Origin of the sequence: uncultured Microbacterium sp. (genome assembly GCF_963521695.1) — a bacterium.
GTDB lineage: Bacteria > Actinomycetota > Actinomycetes > Actinomycetales > Microbacteriaceae > Microbacterium.
In genome coordinates this window covers 1-17,448 of record NZ_CAUQWC010000050.1, presented here as the reverse complement: position 1 = coordinate 17,448, position 17,448 = coordinate 1, and the positions used below count along the sequence as shown (strand labels likewise).

The window sequence follows — 17,448 nt, the reverse complement described above, 5'->3', positions numbered from 1 at the left end:
ACATCCACTGCATGCACTGCATCCGCAGCATCCTCGGTGGCCGCGGCGTCGTCGGTGTCCTCGGTGTCCTCGATGTCCTCGGCCTTCGACTCGGCCTGTGCCTCCTCATCCAGGTGGGCGAGGTCGGTGACCTTCTCGGTGGAGAATCGGTCGAGCTCGGCGCGCTCCTCGTCGGTGAGCAGGTGGGCACCCACCAGTCCGGACAGGACGAGGTCACGCCGGTCGGCGCCCACTGCGCGGGCCAGCGCCAGCAGCGCCCAGGGCAGGACAAGGTGGACCAGGAGGGCACCGAGGCGCCCTTGGCCCAGGGCGAGCAGGAGGCTGGGAGACAGGGCCCACACGAGTGCCGCCCAGGCCCTCAGCACCACCTTCCGGGTCATCGTGCCGGCGGCGAACCATGCCCCCAGCGCCGCCAGAGGCACGGCCAGGAGCACCAGAGCGCTGATGAGCGCGCTGGTCTCCAGACCCACCAGTCTTCCCAGAGCCGCCGGTAGCGCCAGGATGCCCAGCAACGGGGTGACGCCGCCCGGATAACCGTCCGCGGTGGCGATCCAGGTGCTCCAGGCGCTGTCCCACATCTGACGCCAGCCGCCGCTGAACAGGGGCAGGGCCCCACCGGTGATGGAGCGGGTCAGCAGCAGCCGGGACAGGCCGTAGGTGCTCAGTGCCAGCACCAGCATCATGACCGCGCTCAGGGTGCGGCGCCGGCTGCGGGCCAATGCGGCGAGCTCGCGCAGCTCAAGCTCACTGGGGGCCGCCGCACGGGCGCGACGCTCGCGCTCCTGGCGGCTGCGATCACGGCGTACCCCACGGATCTCGGCCGCCGTGGCGTACAGGCGCCCCAGTGCGGATGCGGGCACCTTGGTGTGCTGGGCGAGCCGACGTCTGGCGGCCCTGACCCGTCGGCCGCGGCCGGCCACGGCCAGCGCCGCGCCGGGCGCGGCGGGCGGGCACGAGCGTCATGCGCACGAGGATGGCGTCGACGGCGACGCCGACGGCGAGGCCCAGCGCGATGGGCTTGAGGCTGGAGTCGCCCTCGGGGACGAACGCCACGAAGACGGCGAACATGATGACGGCGGCCGCGACCACCACGCGGGCGGATGCCGCGAACCCGCTGCGGACGGCGCCGAGCGCGACCTCACGTGGTGTGCGTCCGTCGCGATGCGCGTGCACGTAGTCCTCTCGCATGCGCGAGACGAGGAACACCTGGTAGTCCATGGCGAGGCCGAAGAGCACGCCCATCACCACGATCGGCATGAAGCTGATGATGGGACCGACCTTCGCCACGTGCAGTGCGTCGGCGAACCACCCCCACTCGAACACCGCGGCGACCACGCCGAAGGCGGCGGCGACCGACAGCAGGTAGCCACCCGCGGCGGTGAGCGGCACCCAGATCGAGCGGAACACGATCATCAGCAGGATGAGCGACAGGCCGACCACGAAGAGGCCGAATGGCAGCAGTGCCGCCCCGAGCTGGTCGGAGATGTCGATCGTGACCGCGGTGTATCCGGTGACCAGGAGGCGCACGCCGAACTCGTCGAACAGGCGGTCTTCTTGGGCGCGCAGCTCGCGGACGAGGTCGGCGGTGCGCGGGTCGTCGGGCGCGGTCTCGGGCACGATCTGCACGATGCCGGTGTCGGCGGTCTCGTTCGGAGTCGCCAGCGCGACCTCGGCCACGCCGGGGATCTTCGCGATCTCATCGCCGATGTCGGTCATCAGGGTGAGCGGGTCGTTGCTCGTGACGATGGTGCCGGTCATGATGAGCGGGCCGTTGGCGCCCGGCCCGAAGTATTCGTCGGTCAGCTCGTACGCCACGCGAGCCTCGTCGCCTTCGGGCAGCTGTCCGGCATTCGGGAGGGTGAGGGCGAGGGAGGCGGCGGGGATCGCCGCCGTGCCGAGCAGCGCGACGATGGCGACGGTGGTGACCACGGGACGCCGTGTCACCAGCCCCACCCAGCGCTTCGCGGGTGAGTTGCGCTGAGCACGGATGGCCGCGGTCGCCGCCTTTGCTTCACTTTCGGCGGCAGCCCGGGCGGCCTCAGCGGGGTCTTCGTCGGTGGCGGCGCCCCGGGCGCGATTCTTCGGTCGCTTGTATCCCCACCCGACCACGCGATGACCGGCGAAGCCCAGCAGCGCTGGGGTCAGGGTGAGCCCGACGCACACCGCGATCGCGACCGCGACCGATGCGGCGATGCCCATCGTCGTCAGGAACGGGATGCCGGCGAAGCTCAGCCCGATGAGGGCGATGAGCACGGTGATGCCGGCGAAGACGACGGCCGATCCGGCGGTGCCGACGGCGCGCGCAGTGGACTCCTCGGGGTCCATTCCCGCCCGGGTCTGGTCTTGATGTCGCGACACGATGAACAGGGCGTAGTCGATGCCCACCGCCAGCCCCAGCATGACCGCCAGCAGCGGCGTGGTCGCCGACACGGTGGCGAAGCCGGTCGCGATGAAGATGAGGCCGATCGAGAGGGCGACGCCCAGGATCGCCGTGGCCAGCGGCATGCCCGCCACGAGGAACGAGCGGAACGTCATCATCAGCACCAGTGCGGCGATGAGCACCCCGAGGGCCTCGGTGAGGGACGCACCGGGGATCTCGGTGGCGAACAGCTGCCCGCCGAGCACCGCCTGCGAGCCCGCGGGGAGGGCGGAGCCGAGGGCGGTCGCCGCCTCTCGGAGACCGTCTTCGGTCGCCTGTGGAACAGCCGTGGCCTCGCCGGAGAATTGGATGCGGACGATCGCCGCGCGGTCATCGTCGGCGACGCCGCCGGAGATGCGCGAGTCGTAGGGGTCGGTGACGGCCTCGACGAAGTCGAGCCCGCCGACGTCGGCGGTCGTCGTCGCGATGGCGTCTTGGTATGCCTGGTCACGCACACTCGCGCCGTCGGCGGCGACGACGATGATCTCGGCGCTCGCCCCGCTCACCTGGGGGAAGGTGCGCTCGAGCATCTCGAGGCCCGCCTGCGACTCGGTGCCGGGGATCGTGAAGGTGTTGTCGGTGCCCTTGGCGAAGAGCGCGACCCCGCCGCCGGCGAGCACGAGCACCAGCAACCACGCGGTCAGCACGCGCCACGGGTGGCGGAACGACCAGCGACCCAGGGTGTACAGGAATGTCGACACGGTGGCTCCCACGATCGGTGAACGAGTCGATACAGCACCGTATCGGATACATCAATGTATCGTAGACCCGGATGGCGACGTCGAACCTGGATGTCACCCGAGGACAGGAGGTCGTGGATGACCGATTCCGCTCCCGCGACGACGCGGCGCCGCGAGAACACCCGCAGCCGTCTGATGGACGCCGCGGCCGAGATGTTCGCCGAGGTCGGCATCGACGCGGCATCCGTCGAGGCCGTCTGCGAACGCGCCGGGTTCACCCGTGGTGCGTTCTACTCGAACTTCGCCTCGAAGGAGGAGCTGTTCCTGGCGCTGTGCGCGCGGTCGGCCGAGACCACCATCGCCGCCGTCCGCGACCGGGTCACGTCGATCGAGGATCGCGGCCTCGAGACCGCCGGCGACGTCCGGCAGCTGGTGCACGAAGTCCTCGAGGCCACGGGCGAGGACCGCCTCGACGTGCTCCTCGGGGCCGAGACGCGGCTGCAGGCGCTGCGCAATCCCGAGTTCGCTCAGGCCTACCTCGCCCTGAACCAGGGGCTCGGCGAGAGCGTCACACAGCTCGTGCGCGACATCGCCGAGGTGCGCGGCCTGGCGCTGCGCGTGCCCGCCGACGTCGCGACCGAGCTGCTGCTGTCGGTGTGGGTCTCCACCTCTGAGACGGCCTTGCTCACCCGTCAGGCGCCGGCGCTGTCGCGCTCGGGGCTGGCCGAACGGCTGGCGCAGGTGGTCGGGCTCATCCTCGAGTGACCTCGAGCAGGTCGTAGCAGCGGCGAAGGCGCGCCAGCCACCAGTCGCGCCGCTCGTCCTCGGCGGCCACGCGATCGAGATCGGCGGACGAGGGCTGCGGGCGTTCGAGCGATACCACGCCCCCACGGGCGATGAGCGGGGATGCCACGACGTCGGCCGTGAACAACGAGGCGGTGCCGAGCCCGCAGTCGAAGTCGAGCTGCGGCAGGGCCGCTGCGAGGGCGGCGCCCATCGACAGCCCGATCGAGGTGTCGAGCGCGCTGGAGACGACCGCCTGCAGCCCCGCCTGCGCGACGATGTCGATCGCCGCGTGCACCCCTCCGAGCGGCTGCGCCTTGATGACGAGCAGGTCCGCGGCGCCCGCGCGGGCGACGAGGAGCGGATCGGCGGCTTTGCGCACGCTTTCGTCGGCGGCGACCGGGATGTCGAGGTACGCGATGCGCTCCCGCAGCTCGGCAAGCTCGTCGACCTCGGCACAGGGCTGCTCCACGTACTCCAAGTCGAACTCGGCGAGCGCGTGCACCGCCCGCTCGGCCTCGTCGACGTTCCACGCCGCGTTGGCGTCGATGCGCACGCGCCCCTCCGGTCCCATGACCTCGCGCACCGCCCGGACGCGCGCGACGTCGTCGGCGAGTGTCTGCCCCGCCTCGGCCACTTTGACCTTCACCGTGCGGCATCCGTCGTATCGAGCGAGGATGCAGGCCACATCGGATGCCGCGACGGCGGGGACCGTGGCATTGACCGGGATCGCGTCGCGCCGGGTCGGCGGTGCGGGCTCCCACCCGAAGTCGAGGGCCCCGGCGAGCCAGGTCGCCGCCTCAGCGTCGCCGTACTCGGTGAAGGGCGAGAACTCGGTCCACCCCTGCGGTCCCTCGAACACCACGGCTTCTCGGGTCCGGATGCCGCGGAACCGCGCGACCAGGGGAAGCGCGACCACCCGTGCGGTGGCGAGGACGTCGGCGAGCGGGGGGAGGCGCGTGGTGCTCATGCCCCCATCCTGGCCCCGGTGTCGGTGGCCCGGAATAGGCTGGCCGCATGCTCTTCGACACCCCGGTCCGACTCGGCGTCCAGATCCAGCCGCAGCACGTGCAGTATTCCGACATCCGCGACGCCGTCCTCCGGCTGGAGGAGATGGGTGTCGACGTCCTCTTCAACTGGGATCACTTCTTCCCGCTCTACGGTGACCCCGATGGCGAGCACTTCGAGTCGTGGACGATGCTGGCGGCCTGGGCCGAGCAGACCGAACGCGTCGAGTTCGGTGCGCTGGTCAACTGCAACAGCTACCGCGGCGCCGACCTGCAGGCCGACATGGCGCGCACGATCGACCACATCAGCAAGAAGGGCGGCGACACCGGCCGCTTCATCTTCGGCACCGGGTCGGGCTGGTTCCAGCGCGATTACGACGAGTACGGCTACGACTTCGGCACCGCGGGCTCACGTTTGAACGCGCTCGCCACCGACCTCGACCGCGTCGTCGAGCGCTGGGGCAAGCTCAATCCCGCGCCGACCCGCGGCATCCCGGTGATGATCGGCGGCAAGGGCGAGCAGAAGACGCTGCGCATCGTCGCCCGTCATGCCGACATCTGGCACAGCTTCGTCACACCCGACGAGCTGCCCCACAAGTTCGGCGTCATCGAGAAGTGGGCCGAGACCGAGGGGCGCGATCTGTCGGGCCTGATCGTCTCGAACGAGCTCAAGGACCGCGACGAGACCGTGGCGGACGCGCTCTTCGACGCCGGCACGCGCCTGTTCACCCTCGGCTTCTCCGGCCCCGACTGGGACTACTCCCTCATCGAGCGCTGGCTGACCTGGCGAGACTCGAAGAACGCCTGAACCGGGCGGGGCGTCAGCCCGCTGCCGCGCGACGAACACATGACGAGAGGGTCACTCCGGCGGGCGTGACGCCGCGTCCGCTCGTTCGGCGCCCCGTTCCGCGCGGGACCGCCGCGCGTAGGCTTGCCGGGTGACCGTCTCCGAGCTCTTCGACCCCGCGGAATGGACCCTGGCGCCCGGCGCCGCGGACTACACCGACATCACCGCCCACGTCACCCACGACGGGCGCGTCGCCCGCATCGCATTCGACCGGCCCGAGGTGCGCAACGCCTTCCGCCCGCACACGGTCGACGAACTGTACCGCGCCCTCGACATCGCCCGGCAGGACCACCGCATCGGCGTCGTCCTGCTGACCGGTAACGGACCAAGCGCAAAAGACGGCGGCTGGGCCTTCTGCTCGGGCGGCGATCAGCGCATTCGCGGGCGCGACGGCTACAAGTACTCCCACGACGAGACCGCGGTGCACGATCCGGGTCGCGCGGGACGCCTGCACATCCTCGAGGTGCAGCGTCTCATCCGGTTCATGCCGAAGGTCGTCATCGCCGTCGTCCCGGGCTGGGCCGCAGGCGGCGGACACTCCCTCAACGTCGTGTGCGATCTGTCGATCGCCAGCCGGGAGCACGGTCGCTTCAAGCAGACGGATGCCGACGTGGGCTCGTTCGACGCCGGCTACGGCTCCGCCTACTTCGCGCGGCAGATCGGGCAGAAGTTCGCGCGCGAGATCTTCTTCCTCGCCGAGGAGTACTCCGCCGACCGCGCGTACGAGATGGGGGCGGTCAACCGCGTCGTGCCGCACGCCGAACTCGAGCGCGAGGCTCTTGCGATGGCCCGCACGATCCTGACGAAGTCGCCCACCGCGATCCGCATGCTCAAGTACGCCTTCAACGCGATCGACGACGGCCTGGTGGGGCAGCAGATCTTCGCCGGCGAGGCCACGCGTCTCGCTTACGGCACCGGCGAGGCGGCCGAGGGCCGCGACTCCTTCCTCGAGAAGCGCGACCCCGACTGGTCCGACGTGCCGTGGCACTACTGACGACACGGGTCCGGCGCGTGAGTCGCACCGCGTCGGACGGGCACCGCGCGTGAGGCTCGAGCCCCCGGCATCCGGTGATCCCCGTGACGTGCTGCGGGCGCTGCGCGCCGCCGTGCTCGGCGCCGGTCCGGCCGTGGCGCTGGGGGGTGCCGGACTCCCGAACGAGGTGCCCCCGGGGACCGCCGCCGTCGTGACGACATCGGGGTCGACGGGCGTTCCGAAATCGGTTGTCCTCAGTCGAAACGCCCTCATCAGCAGCGCCTACGCGACGGCCGCACGCATCGGTGAGGGTGCTTGGCTGCTCGCGGTCCCCGCTACCTACGTCGCGGGCGTGCAGGTGATCGTGCGGGCGCTGCTGGCCGATCGCGAACCCGCGGTGGTGTCCGGGCGTTTCCGCCCCGAACCGTTCGCCGCGGCCGCCCTGGGCATGGCATCCCATGCCGACGGCGTGCGCGTGCCGAGCTACACCTCCCTCGTCCCGGCGCAGCTGCAGAGACTCCTGGATGCCGCCGAGCACGACACCACCGTCGCTCAAGCGCTGCGGTCGTTCGAGGCCATCCTCATCGGCGGGCAGGCGCTCGCGCCCGCGGTCCGCCGGCGCGCTGAGGCGCTCGGCGCGCGCATCGTGCGCACGTACGGCTCGAGTGAGACCAGCGGCGGCTGCGTCTACGACGGCGTCCCCCTCGACGGGGTCGGTGTGCGCATCGTCGACGGTGAGGTGCGGCTGTCGGGCCCGATGCTCGCCGAGGGCTACCTCGGCGACCCCGAGCGAACGGCATCCCTCTTCCCCCTCGACGCCGACGGGAGGCGCTGGTACCGCACGGGCGACGGGGGCGAGGTCGTCGACGGGGTGCTGCACGTCAGCGGTCGCCTCGACAACGTCATCGTCTCGGGCGGCGTGAACGTGTCACTCGATCGCGTCGAAGCCGCCGTCCGCGGCATCCCGGGTCTGGAGTCGGCCGTGGTGGTGCCGATCCCGGATGCCGAGTGGGGGCAGGCGTCAGCCGTGGTGGTGCCGGGACTCGCCGCCGTCGAGGAAGAGACGATGCTCGAGCGGGTGCGGGGGGTCGTGGGCGATGCGGTGGGAGCGCCCGCGCGACCGGCGCGTGTCGTGGCCGTCGAGGAGCTCCCCACCCTCTCGTCGGGAAAGCCGGACCGCGCGGCCCTGCGCGCGACGCTCGGGGCGGACCCGCGGGCATAGGATGACCCTCCGTGGCAGCTCCGTCTCGTAAGCGTTCGACCCCCGCCAAGAAGCGTCGCCCTCGCGGCAACCCGCAGAAGCCGGTGGGCGGTACACCGCAGGCCGTCGCTCCGGCCACCGCGCGCGACTGGATCGCCGCGGCCCGCATCCGCACGCTTCCTCTCGCGATCACCCCGGTGCTCATCGGCACGGGTGCGGCGACGCTGGTGGACGAGCAGCTCCACTGGGTCATCGCCCTGGCGTGCCTCGCCGTCGCCTTCGCGCTGCAGATCGGCGTGAACTACGCCAACGACTACTCCGACGGCATCCGCGGAACCGACGACGTGCGCGTGGGCCCGGGACGCCTGACCGGGGGGAAGAAGGCGAAGCCGCGGACTGTGCTGATCGTGGCGTTGGCGTTCTTCGCGCTGGCCGCGCTCATCGGCCTCGCGCTCGTCATCCGCACGGGGCAGTGGTGGCTCCTGCTCGTGGGGGCTGTGTGCATCGTCGCCGCGTGGTTCTACACCGGCGGCAAACGTCCCTACGGCTACAACGCCATGGGCGAGCTGTTCGTCTTCGTGTTCTTCGGTCTCGTCGCCACCCTCGGCACGACGTGGCTGCAGGTGCGCTCACTTCCGCAGGAGGCGTTGTTCGGCGCGGTCGCCGCGGGCTTGCTGGCGTGCGCGGTGCTGCTCGCGAACAACCTTCGTGACATCGATCAGGACCGCCTCGCCGGCAAACGCACGCTCTCGGTGCTGATCGGCCGACGGGCCACCCAGGTGCTCTTCACGGTGTTCGTGCTCGTGCCGTTCGGCATCGCGGTGTTCTTGGCGCTGGTCTATCCCATCGCGTGGCTCACGCTTATCGCGCTCCTCGGCGGGCTCGCAGCCATCCTCATCGTGTGGACGTACCGCGCGCCGCGTGAACTCATCACCGCGCTGCAGGTGACGAGCTTCACCTCCGTCGCGTACGGAGCCCTGCTGTTCTGGGCATTCGCCGGCTGACGCCGCCCTCGGACCGTTTTCAGGTCGCTCGCGGCACGGTCTCCGAATGGGTCGCCCGGTACCGTGTCGGCGGGCGTGCGGCGATGCGGGATCGGTCCTCGCGGCCGGTCACGTCACCGGCGCGGACTTCGCAGCGTACCGAGCGGCGGATCCTCGGGTTGCGGGTGAATCGCAGGTGGGGTCCGCATCGGATCGCGTACCACCTGCACGTGCCGCAATCCACCGTCTTGAAGGTCCTCGGCCGGTACCAGGTGCCGCTGCTGGGGCAGGTCGATAAGAACACCGGTATCCGGGTCCGCAAACCCAAGCCTGTCCGTTACGAGCGCGAGGCGCCGGGCGAGCTGGTGCACGTGGACGTGAAGAAGCTCGGCCGGATCCCCGACGGCGGCGGATGGCGTAGCCTCGGGCGTTCCGCGGGCGGAAAGCACCGCTCCGGGGTCGGGTACTCGTATCTTCACTCCGCGATCGATGACCACGCCCGGCTGGTCGACTCGGAGATCCACACCGACGAGCGCAAGGACACCGCCGGCGGGTTCTGGGAACGCGCGAACGCGTTCTTCGCGGGGCACGGGATTACCGTCCAGCGGGTGATAACCGACAAGGGGTCCTGCTATCGGTCGAAGGTGTTCAACGACGCGGTCGGCGAGGCGGTGAAACACAAATACACGCGCCCCCTACCGACCGCAAACGAACGGGTTCACCGCACCCTCGCCGACGAGTGGGCCCACGGCCGTCACTACGGCTCAGACCAGCAGCGAGCCGACCGCTATGATGCCTGGCTTCATCACTAGAACCACCATCGACCCCACACCGGCATCGGAGGTCGCGCACCCATCGACCGCGTCCACAACGTAATGGGAAGAACACTTAGGTCGCCGTCAGCACGAAGGTGGAAAAGCCGGCGGCGGACGACGTCCGCTGCGAGAGTACTGCGGTCCTTCCCGCGGGGAGCAGAACCTTTCCGGCGGCCGGGTCGTAGGCGGTCGTGCCGTCCCCTCTCTCGCCGCTCCAGTTCGACCCCCACGCCTTGACGCTCCCATCCTGGAGGACGGCGTACAGGTTGTTGGCGGACGCGAAGATGCTGCTCACCCCGGAGGTGAGTCCGTTGACCGGGACGGGCGCGTTGCCGTTGGATGATGTGCCCCACTGTGTGACGGAACCGTCGCTGAGGAGCGCGAACCCGTTGCTGCTTCCGCCGGCTGCCTGAACGACGTTCGAGGTCAGACCGATGACGTTGACCGGCAGGCTCCTGGCGGTGGTCGTCCCGTCCCCGACCTGACCGTAGCCGTTGTCTCCCCACGCCCACAGCGAGCCGTCCGACAGAGTGGCGAACGCCGTCAACCACCCGCCCGAGAAGCTGCGGACAGCTGAGGGGAGTCCCTGTACCTGGACGGGGGTTGAAGAACTCACTGTCGTTCCGATACCGAGCTGGCCAGCGCCATTGGCCCCCCACCCCAAGAGATCGCCGTTGCTGAGGATGGCGTAGCCGCTGCCTCCGGTCGCACCAATGGACGTGACGTTCGAAGGGAGCCCGCCCACGACGGTGGGTGACGAGCGATCGATCATGGTTCCATCGCCCACCTGACCACGGTGATTCCTTCCCCACGCGAGGACCGTGCCGTCGCTGCGAAGCGCCACGACGTAACCCCAGCCGATCGCGACCTGGGTCACCTGGGCGAGTCCGGGCACCATCGCCCAGTTCGAGCGATCGGTCGTCGTCCCGTCGCCCAACTCGCCGAACGCATTCGTGCCCGTTGTCCACACCGTGCCGTTTGCGAGGAGCGCGATGTAAAAGCGCACGGTGGGTGTCTGATTCGACGGGTCGTTACCAGCCAACATCGTGACGATGGGCGAGGGGAAGACGAGCGGGGTCTGAGTCGGAGTGGGAGTGAAGTTCGGACCGAATGCCACGGCGTTCGAACCGAGCAGGGTGAGGGGGAGTGTGGCGTTCGTCGCGTCCGACACGGCCGACACGGTCACGGTCGTCCCGGGCGTCGCCCAGGTATTCCCCGCGTCGAACGAGGTCTCGGCCACTCCCGATCCGTTGGTGGTGGCCGACACAGGGGTGAGCGTCGAGCCTGCCGGGCCGGAGAACGACACCACTCGGCCGGCGCTCGACTCGCTGCCGGCCCGCTGGACCGTAGCGGTGATCGTGGTCGCGCCCGCCGCGGGAACCTGCTGAGACTGCGCCGAGAGAACGAGGCGATCCGCCGATGTGGCGAATGCGGGGGTCGCGACGGCGATGGAGACAGCGGGTACAGTCCACGCCGCTCCGACGAGCACCGTGCGCCGCCCGACCACGCTTCGGGTGACGCGGGCATCTTCGAAGGTCGAAACATCGCCGGAGCTGAGTGGGGTGTTCATAGCAGGGGTCCGATCTGAGGGACGACGATGGGGGATACCACCTGGGTGGGACAGCTGAGGCGTAGCTGTCTGGAAGCAAGTTAACCGGCAGACGCGTGGCTGCGTTCCTCGTGAACATTCGCCGCCGTCGGGTGAGAGCTCGGCCGTTGAGGGTCCTGAAGCGCCGCCGCCCGCGCTTCCCGCAGGTAGCCGTGAAAGAACCGGGGAGCGGCAGCGCCGGTCGAAGCGCGAGCAGGTGACCGCCGATTCACCCGCTACGTCACCTGGGACGGCGCCGGGCGGGGACCAGTGGACGACGTCTCGGGATGAGACGTCACGAACGGCGCATGCCGGATTCAGCTCCGCGCGGAGCCGGCCTCGGGGTCGTTGCCGCGCCGCGGGGCATCAAGAGCGGAATCCTCCGCGTCGGCGTCGGTCTCGGCGCCCGTGCGGCGACCGGTGGCGGCGCGCTGTGCGCGACGCTCGGCCAGACCGCCCGTGACGTTGTCGAGCGGACGACGCAGGAACAGCAGCGACAGGCTGAAGCCGATGAGGGCCGCGAAGATCGCCGCGAGCCAGGGCAGTTCCTGGAAGACGGGGAACAGCAGCAGCACGCCGAGCGGCACCAGGAACGCGAGAAGTCGCAGCACCGTGTAGACGAGGGCCGGACGAGCACGCATCTTGTCAGTCTACGGCGGAGTGCGGGCCCCGTGGTTCCGGGCCGTCGCCCAGCAGACGCACGTAGACTCAGCGCATGGCACGGTTGCTTCTCATCCTGGCGCTCGTGGCGACCGTCTTCTGGGTCTACACGATCGTGGACTGCGCCGTGCAGGCTCCCTCTCGTCACCGCGGGGTGAGCAAGGGCGCATGGATGGCGATCGTCATCCTGCTGCCGGTGCTCGGCGGCATCCTCTGGTTCGTGATCGGCCGTGGCCGCGCAGCGAGCAAGACGGCGGCCGCACGGCGCGCCCCCGACGACGACCCCGAATTCCTCGGGCGTATGACGGCGACGGCCCGTGCCGATCAGGACGAGCGGATCCGCCGCCTCGAGGAGGAGCTTGCGCAGCTCGACTCCGAGGCCGACGACGACCCGCAGCCGCCGAAGAAGCCGACCGATCCCGACAACCCCCCGGGAAAGGGCGACGACGACACCCGCGGTCAGCGCGGCGTCGTCGGCTGAGCCGTCGTGGCTTCGCTGAACGATCGCTCGGGCGTGCCCGCGACCGACGCTGCCGCAGCGCTCCTCGCCGGATTCGTCTCCCGGGGCGTTCGCCACGTCGTGGTCAGTCCCGGTTCGCGGTCGCAGGCACTGGCTCTCGTCGCCGCTGAACTGGAGAGCGCGGGTCTCATCCACCTCCACGTGCGCATCGACGAGCGCGTCGCCGGCTTCACCGCCCTCGGCATCGGGCGTGAGACGGGCACACCGGCGGTCGTCGTGTGCACCTCGGGCACCGCCGTCGCAAATCTCCTGCCCGCCGCCCTGGAGGCCCACCACGCGGGTGTGCCCCTGCTGCTCCTCACGGCCGATCGTCCCCCCGAGCTCCGCGGCGTCGGCGCCAATCAGACGACCCGCCAGCCCGGGCTGTTCCGCTCGGCGGTGCGGTTCGAGGCAGACCTGGCCGTTCCCGAGGCGATCGACGTCGATGGCGCCGGCGAGCAGACCGCCGCCCTCGATGCGGTGGCGGGCGAGGCGCTCGCCGCGTCGCTCGGCGAAGGCATGCGCGCGGCCGGGCCCGTGCACGTCAACGTGCCCTTCCGCGAGCCCCTCGCGGGCGCCGTGCCGAGGTGGCTCGCCGAGCGGGCGGCATCCCGTGCCGTCGAGACGGTCCCCGATGCCGGTGAAGACGCGTCCGGAGCGCTCTACCAGGGCGGAGGGGGGATCGGCATCGCCGACGTCGCCCCCGATCCCGAGGCCGCGTACCGCATCGAGACCGGCCCGCGCACGATCGTCGTCGCGGGCGCGGATGCGGGGCCCGCGGCGGAGCAGTTCGCCCACGCGGGCGGGTTTCCCCTCGTCGCCGAGATCGTCAGCGGTGCGCGATTCGGTCGTCAGATCGTGCACGGCTACCGCGCGTTGCTGCGCGAACCCGCGCTGGGCGGCCGCATCGAGCGGGTCGTGCTGTTCGGGCGTCCGACGCTCAGTCGCGAGGTCGCCCTCCTGCTCGCGCGAGACGATGTCGAGGTGCTCGCCGTGCGCGGACCCGGCGAGCCCGTCAACCTCAACGGTACGACCGTCGCGGTCGACGCCGTGCGGGTGACGGGAGAGGCGGATCGCACGTGGCTGGGGGAGTGGATGCGCGCGTCGCGTGATGCGGCCGTCGATCTGTCGCCGCGCGCCCCCGACGCCGAGGGCCTGGCATCCGCCGTTCCGCACGAGCGGCTCGGGGCGATCAGCGCCGAGGTCGAGGTGATGCGTGCGCCGCTGGACCGCGCCGCCCTCGTCGACGCGCTCTGGCGTGCCACCTGGCCCCACGACCGTCTCGTCTTCGGGTCGTCGCGGCTCGTGCGCGTCGCCGACGAACTGCTCGGCGGCAAGAAGGTGGCCGTGCACGCCAACCGCGGCCTGGCGGGCATCGACGGCACGATCGCCACCGCGACCGGGGTGGCGCTGTCGAGTCAGGTCGATGAGTGCCCGGGCGTCACGCGTCTGCTGCTGGGCGACCTGGCGTTCCTGCACGACATCGGCGCGCTGCTGCTTCCCCCCGGCGAGGCCGAGCCGCGGATGCAGGTCGTCGTCGGCAACGACGGCGGCGGCACGATCTTCGACGGGCTCGAGGTGGCGGGGATCGCCGGTGCCGACGCGATGGCGCGCGTGCAGTACACCCCGCACACCGCCCGGCTGGAGCAGCTCGCGCTCGCGTTCGGCTGGGAGTACCACCGCTGCACCACCCGGGTCGCGCTCGACCAGGTGCTCACGGCTCCGACGGGTGGGCGACAGCTCATCGAGGTCCCCCTGCCGCGCTGATCCCACCCGTCAACGGGTGGTGCGCACCCGGGATGCCACGGCACGATGTCGGGATGAGCGCGAGCAGCAGATGGTCCACCCCCGCCGCCGAGGCCCTTCGGGTCGAGCCGGGCTTCCGACTGGCCGACATCGACCCGCGGTCGACCCCCGGGTACGACGGCGACAAGGCCGCCGGTAAGGCCGACCTCGACGAGGGGCGCGAGCCGCTGGAGGATCTGCAGGAACGCCTCTTCGCCCAGAGCGTTGCGGGCACGGCGACGGGTTCGGTCTTGTTGGTGCTGCAGGCGATGGACACCGCCGGCAAGGGCGGGATCGTTCGGCACGTCGTCGGGGCCGTGGATCCCCAGGGCGTCGAGCTCGCCTCGTTCAAGAAGCCCACCGCCGAGGAGCTGTCGCACGACTTCCTCTGGCGCATCGAGAAGCGCCTGCCGGATGCCGGGCGCCTCGGCGTCTTCGACCGGTCTCACTACGAAGACGTGCTCATCGGACGGGTGCGCTCCCTCGCCCCGACCGACGAGATCGAACGCCGGTACGGCGCCATCGTCACCTTCGAGGCGCAGGCGGCCGAGATGGGCATCCGCGTGGTCAAGGTCATGCTGCACATCTCGAAGGACGAGCAGCGCGAGCGTCTCGCCGAGCGCCTCGACCGCCCCGAGAAGCACTGGAAGTACAACCCCGGCGACGTCGACGAGCGCGAGCTCTGGGACGACTACATGGAGGCCTATCAGGTCGCCATCGAGCGCACGTCGACACCGGTCGCGCCCTGGCACGTCGTGCCCGCCGACCGTAAGTGGTACGCGCGTCTCGCGGTGCAGCAGCTGCTCATCGGCGCGCTCACCCACATCGATCCGCGGTGGCCGGCGGCCGACTACGACGTCGAGGAGGAGAAGCGCCGGCTCGCGGCATCCTGATCTCCTGCGTCGATCGGCGGCGTGGTCAGGCGAGCGCCTCCACGATGGGGCGAAACTTGACGCGCGTCTCGAGCAGTTCCGATTCGGGGACGCTCTCGGACACGATTCCCGCCCCCGCGTAGGCGGTGATCGGCGCCGTCGGCGACGACGGGGCCGCGCGGTCGACCTGCGCGCACCGCAGGGCGATGGCCCACTCGCCGTCTCCCGAGGCGCTCGTCCAGCCCACGGCGCCGGCGTACCGCCCGCGGTCGAACGGCTCGAGTCGGCGGATGACCTCGATCGCCGCAGCCGTCGGAGTGCCGGCGACGGCGGCCGTCGGGTGGAGCACCGACAACAGGTCGAGCGACGACGCGTCCTCGCTGAGCACGCCCTCGACGTCGGTGGCGAGATGCCAGACGTTGGGGAGCTTGAGGGTGAAGGGCTGGTCTTCGGCGGCGAGTGACGACGTATGCGGGCCGAGGGCCTTCAGCACGCTCTGCACGGCGAAGCGATGCTCGTCCTGGTCTTTCGTGCTGCGACTGAGACCGATGGATGCCGCGACGTCGGCGTCGGCGTCTCCGCCGCGCGCCACGGTGCCGGCGAGCACCCGCGCGGTGACCGTGCCGCCCGAGACGGTCACCAGAGTCTCAGGGCTCGCGCCGATGAGGCCGTCGACGGCGAACACCCAGCAGTCGGGATAGCCCTCGAGAAGCGAGCGCACCAGGCGACGCAGGTCGGAGCCGGCGGGGACGGTGCCGACGATGTCGCGGGCGAGCACCACCTTGGCCACCTCGCGGGCGCCGATGGCCTCGATGGCCTGGCGGACGGCATCCTGGTACTTCTCGGCCGTCTGCAGCCCGGGGCCGAGAGTCGCCGACCAGTGCGGTCCGAAGGGGGAGCGGGGCGGCAGCTCGGGCTCCGGCTCGTCGGGGGTGTCGTCGAACGCGAGGCGGGTGACCCACGCCCGTCCGCCGTGGCGACCCACGATCATGCCCGGGACGCGCAGCACGTTCTCGCGCTCGGATCGCGGGTCGAAGACGAAGGACCCGAAGGCGACGAGACCGGTTCCAGGCAACTGCAGGGGGTCGTCGACCTCGGCGGCCGCGGCGATCGCCCGCCAGCGCTCCGAGATCGTGGCGTCGCCCGGGCGTTCGCCCGTATAGCGCAGCGTCAGCAGATCGCCGAAGGCCGCGAGCGACTCACCCCGACGACTCCAGAACAGGGGGTCGTACGAGGTCGTGTAGGCCAGCACGTCATCCATCGGAGGCAGTTCGCGTGTGACCACGCGCAGGCGCGGCACGACGTCATCCGCGGGTTCGAGCACGATTTCAGCGTAGACCCGCGCTCGGCGCCTCGGCCGCTGCGAACACAACGCAGGAGATCCGGCGTTCGGGCGATGGGCCGCGGCGAGATTCCGGGCGGTCGGCAGCGGGAGTCCTGCGTTGTGTTCCGGGGGTGCGGCGGAGGCCCGAGGTACCGGCGCGAGTCCCGGTGAGCCGGGCGGCGGGGGAGCACAGAACACAACGCAGGAGATCCGGCACACCACCGGCGCCAGGGCGCGGTGACCGAGGCGTTCCGGCCCGGGAGTCCTGCGTTGTGTCCCGGGCGGAGGGCGGCACGCGTGCGGCAGGCGGGCGGGCCGCCGGCGGGGCGGGTCGTGGAGACCGGTGTCGATACCCGATTTAGACTCCGGATCATGGATCCCCGACCCGCCCCCGGCACCCGCCTGCAGTTCGAGTGGCGCAAATGGGACGGCTCGCCGCACTGGGTGCAGGACAGCGTCTACCTCGGTTCCGACGAATGGGGCGAGTGGTTCGGCCAGCAGGTGGGGTGGCGGAGCGCCCGGCCGGGAGCTGCGTTCGTGTGCCGCCAGCCCAACGTCACCCTGGTGCCGGCGAGCGGCGATTGGGCCTTCACGCACAACGCGGCTCCCCACCCCGTCGCCGTCTACATCGACCTGGCGTGGGACGTGCGCTGGCACGACGACGGCGTTCCCCGCGGCATCGACATGGACCTCGACGTCGTGCGCCGCACCGACGGGCGCGGCACGTGGATCGACGACCGCGACGAGTGGGACGAACACCGCGTGCGCTACGACTACCCGCCCGACATCGTCGACCACTTGGATGCCGTGGCCACCGATCTCGAGCACCGGGTGCGCGCGCGCGAGGCGCCGTTCTCCGACGCCGTTACCGGGCCCTGGCTGGAGCGGCTCGCAGCCCTCGCGACGCCGGACGAATCGGCGGCGTCGCCGGTCTGAGGGGTCCTGCCGCCTGGCAACCCCCGGCGACCGCCCCGTCGCCCCGGCCTAGACTCGACGGGTGAGCAGCGACCCC

The 17,448-nt window shown here is 70.9% G+C and carries 13 protein-coding genes and 3 pseudogenes; 10 read left to right on the top strand and 6 right to left on the bottom strand.

All coding sequences use genetic code 11. The annotated features are described in order from the left end of the window. Both RWP81_RS05830 and RWP81_RS05825 read right to left on the bottom strand, forming a co-directional pair. Window positions 1-860: pseudogene (locus RWP81_RS05830) on the bottom strand (glycosyltransferase family 2 protein); the annotation flags it as partial. A 67-nt stretch (window positions 861-927) separates the two neighbouring features. Then, window positions 928-3,120, bottom strand: a pseudogene (locus RWP81_RS05825) (MMPL family transporter); the annotation flags it as partial. 117 nt (window positions 3,121-3,237) lie between these two features. On the opposite strand from RWP81_RS05825, the gene RWP81_RS05820 reads away from it, so the two are divergent. Further along, a complete protein-coding gene (locus tag RWP81_RS05820; protein WP_314453418.1) occupies window positions 3,238-3,864 on the top strand; it encodes a helix-turn-helix domain-containing protein in 627 nt (208 codons plus the stop codon). Here the strand turns inward: RWP81_RS05820 and RWP81_RS05815 are convergent. Beyond that, a complete protein-coding gene (locus RWP81_RS05815) occupies window positions 3,851-4,852 on the bottom strand; it encodes an o-succinylbenzoate synthase (protein ID WP_314453415.1) in 1,002 nt (333 codons plus the stop codon). The genes RWP81_RS05820 and RWP81_RS05815 overlap by 14 nt on opposite strands. Window positions 4,853-4,899: 47 nt before the next feature. On the opposite strand from RWP81_RS05815, the gene RWP81_RS05810 reads away from it, so the two are divergent. The 5 genes and pseudogenes from RWP81_RS05810 to RWP81_RS05790 form a co-directional block, all read left to right on the top strand. Next, window positions 4,900-5,697, top strand: a complete 798-nt coding sequence (locus RWP81_RS05810) for an LLM class F420-dependent oxidoreductase (protein ID WP_243223839.1) — start codon at window positions 4,900-4,902, stop codon at window positions 5,695-5,697. Between the two features lie 130 nt (window positions 5,698-5,827). Further along, window positions 5,828-6,730, top strand: a complete 903-nt coding sequence (locus tag RWP81_RS05805) for a 1,4-dihydroxy-2-naphthoyl-CoA synthase (RefSeq protein WP_314453411.1) — start codon at window positions 5,828-5,830, stop codon at window positions 6,728-6,730. A gap of 49 nt (window positions 6,731-6,779) precedes the next feature. After that, window positions 6,780-7,931: an AMP-binding protein gene (locus RWP81_RS05800; RefSeq protein ID WP_314453407.1), complete on the top strand. Its 1,152-nt coding sequence runs from the start codon at window positions 6,780-6,782 to the stop codon at window positions 7,929-7,931. Between the two features lie 11 nt (window positions 7,932-7,942). Then, window positions 7,943-8,914, top strand: a complete 972-nt coding sequence (locus RWP81_RS05795; protein WP_314453403.1) for a 1,4-dihydroxy-2-naphthoate polyprenyltransferase — start codon at window positions 7,943-7,945, stop codon at window positions 8,912-8,914. An 8-nt stretch (window positions 8,915-8,922) separates the two neighbouring features. Beyond that, window positions 8,923-9,768 (top strand): annotated as a pseudogene (locus RWP81_RS05790) (IS481 family transposase); the annotation flags it as partial. A 13-nt stretch (window positions 9,769-9,781) separates the two neighbouring features. On the opposite strand, the gene RWP81_RS05785 reads toward RWP81_RS05790, so the two are convergent. Beyond that, window positions 9,782-11,278 carry a hypothetical protein gene (locus RWP81_RS05785; RefSeq protein WP_314453401.1) on the bottom strand — a complete coding sequence of 499 codons (1,497 nt, stop codon included), beginning with the start codon at window positions 11,276-11,278 and terminating at the stop codon, window positions 9,782-9,784. Between the two features lie 335 nt (window positions 11,279-11,613). Beyond that, window positions 11,614-11,937 (bottom strand): DUF4229 domain-containing protein, encoded by a 324-nt coding sequence (locus RWP81_RS05780; RefSeq protein WP_314453398.1) that lies wholly within the window; start codon window positions 11,935-11,937, stop codon window positions 11,614-11,616. A gap of 74 nt (window positions 11,938-12,011) precedes the next feature. On the opposite strand from RWP81_RS05780, the gene RWP81_RS05775 reads away from it, so the two are divergent. From RWP81_RS05775 to RWP81_RS05765, 3 genes are read left to right on the top strand one after another with little or no spacing between them, the layout of a single operon-like run. Beyond that, complete coding sequence (locus tag RWP81_RS05775) at window positions 12,012-12,437, top strand: PLD nuclease N-terminal domain-containing protein (RefSeq protein WP_314453395.1); 426 nt, start codon at window positions 12,012-12,014, stop codon at window positions 12,435-12,437. A gap of 6 nt (window positions 12,438-12,443) precedes the next feature. Continuing rightward, a complete protein-coding gene (gene menD, locus RWP81_RS05770; RefSeq protein WP_399540551.1) occupies window positions 12,444-14,222 on the top strand; it encodes a 2-succinyl-5-enolpyruvyl-6-hydroxy-3-cyclohexene-1-carboxylic-acid synthase in 1,779 nt (592 codons plus the stop codon). Window positions 14,223-14,275: 53 nt separating this feature from the next. After that, the gene (locus RWP81_RS05765; RefSeq protein ID WP_314453393.1) at window positions 14,276-15,133 is read left to right on the top strand and encodes a polyphosphate kinase 2 family protein; all 858 of its coding nucleotides are present in this window, start codon (window positions 14,276-14,278) and stop codon (window positions 15,131-15,133) included. A gap of 25 nt (window positions 15,134-15,158) precedes the next feature. Here RWP81_RS05765 and RWP81_RS05760 read toward each other — a convergent pair whose 3' ends face one another. Beyond that, a complete protein-coding gene (locus tag RWP81_RS05760; RefSeq protein ID WP_314453421.1) occupies window positions 15,159-16,373 on the bottom strand; it encodes a chorismate-binding protein in 1,215 nt (404 codons plus the stop codon). A gap of 435 nt (window positions 16,374-16,808) precedes the next feature. Here RWP81_RS05760 and RWP81_RS05755 point away from each other — a divergent pair, with 435 nt between their 5' ends. Beyond that, window positions 16,809-17,372, top strand: a complete 564-nt coding sequence (locus RWP81_RS05755; RefSeq protein WP_314453390.1) for a DUF402 domain-containing protein — start codon at window positions 16,809-16,811, stop codon at window positions 17,370-17,372. The last annotated feature ends 76 nt before the right edge of the window (window positions 17,373-17,448 follow it).

Coding starts and splice junctions, on each gene's coding strand:
- RWP81_RS05755 (WP_314453390.1), top strand. CDS start 16,809: ATGGATCCCCGACCCGCCCCCGGCACCCGCCTGCAGTTCGAGTGGCGC.
- RWP81_RS05810 (WP_243223839.1), top strand. CDS start 4,900: ATGCTCTTCGACACCCCGGTCCGACTCGGCGTCCAGATCCAGCCGCAG.
- RWP81_RS05765 (WP_314453393.1), top strand. CDS start 14,276: ATGAGCGCGAGCAGCAGATGGTCCACCCCCGCCGCCGAGGCCCTTCGG.
- RWP81_RS05775 (WP_314453395.1), top strand. CDS start 12,012: ATGGCACGGTTGCTTCTCATCCTGGCGCTCGTGGCGACCGTCTTCTGG.
- RWP81_RS05820 (WP_314453418.1), top strand. CDS start 3,238: ATGACCGATTCCGCTCCCGCGACGACGCGGCGCCGCGAGAACACCCGC.
- RWP81_RS05760 (WP_314453421.1), bottom strand. CDS start 16,373: ATGGATGACGTGCTGGCCTACACGACCTCGTACGACCCCCTGTTCTGG.
- RWP81_RS05815 (WP_314453415.1), bottom strand. CDS start 4,852: ATGAGCACCACGCGCCTCCCCCCGCTCGCCGACGTCCTCGCCACCGCA.
- RWP81_RS05780 (WP_314453398.1), bottom strand. CDS start 11,937: ATGCGTGCTCGTCCGGCCCTCGTCTACACGGTGCTGCGACTTCTCGCG.
- RWP81_RS05785 (WP_314453401.1), bottom strand. CDS start 11,278: ATGAACACCCCACTCAGCTCCGGCGATGTTTCGACCTTCGAAGATGCC.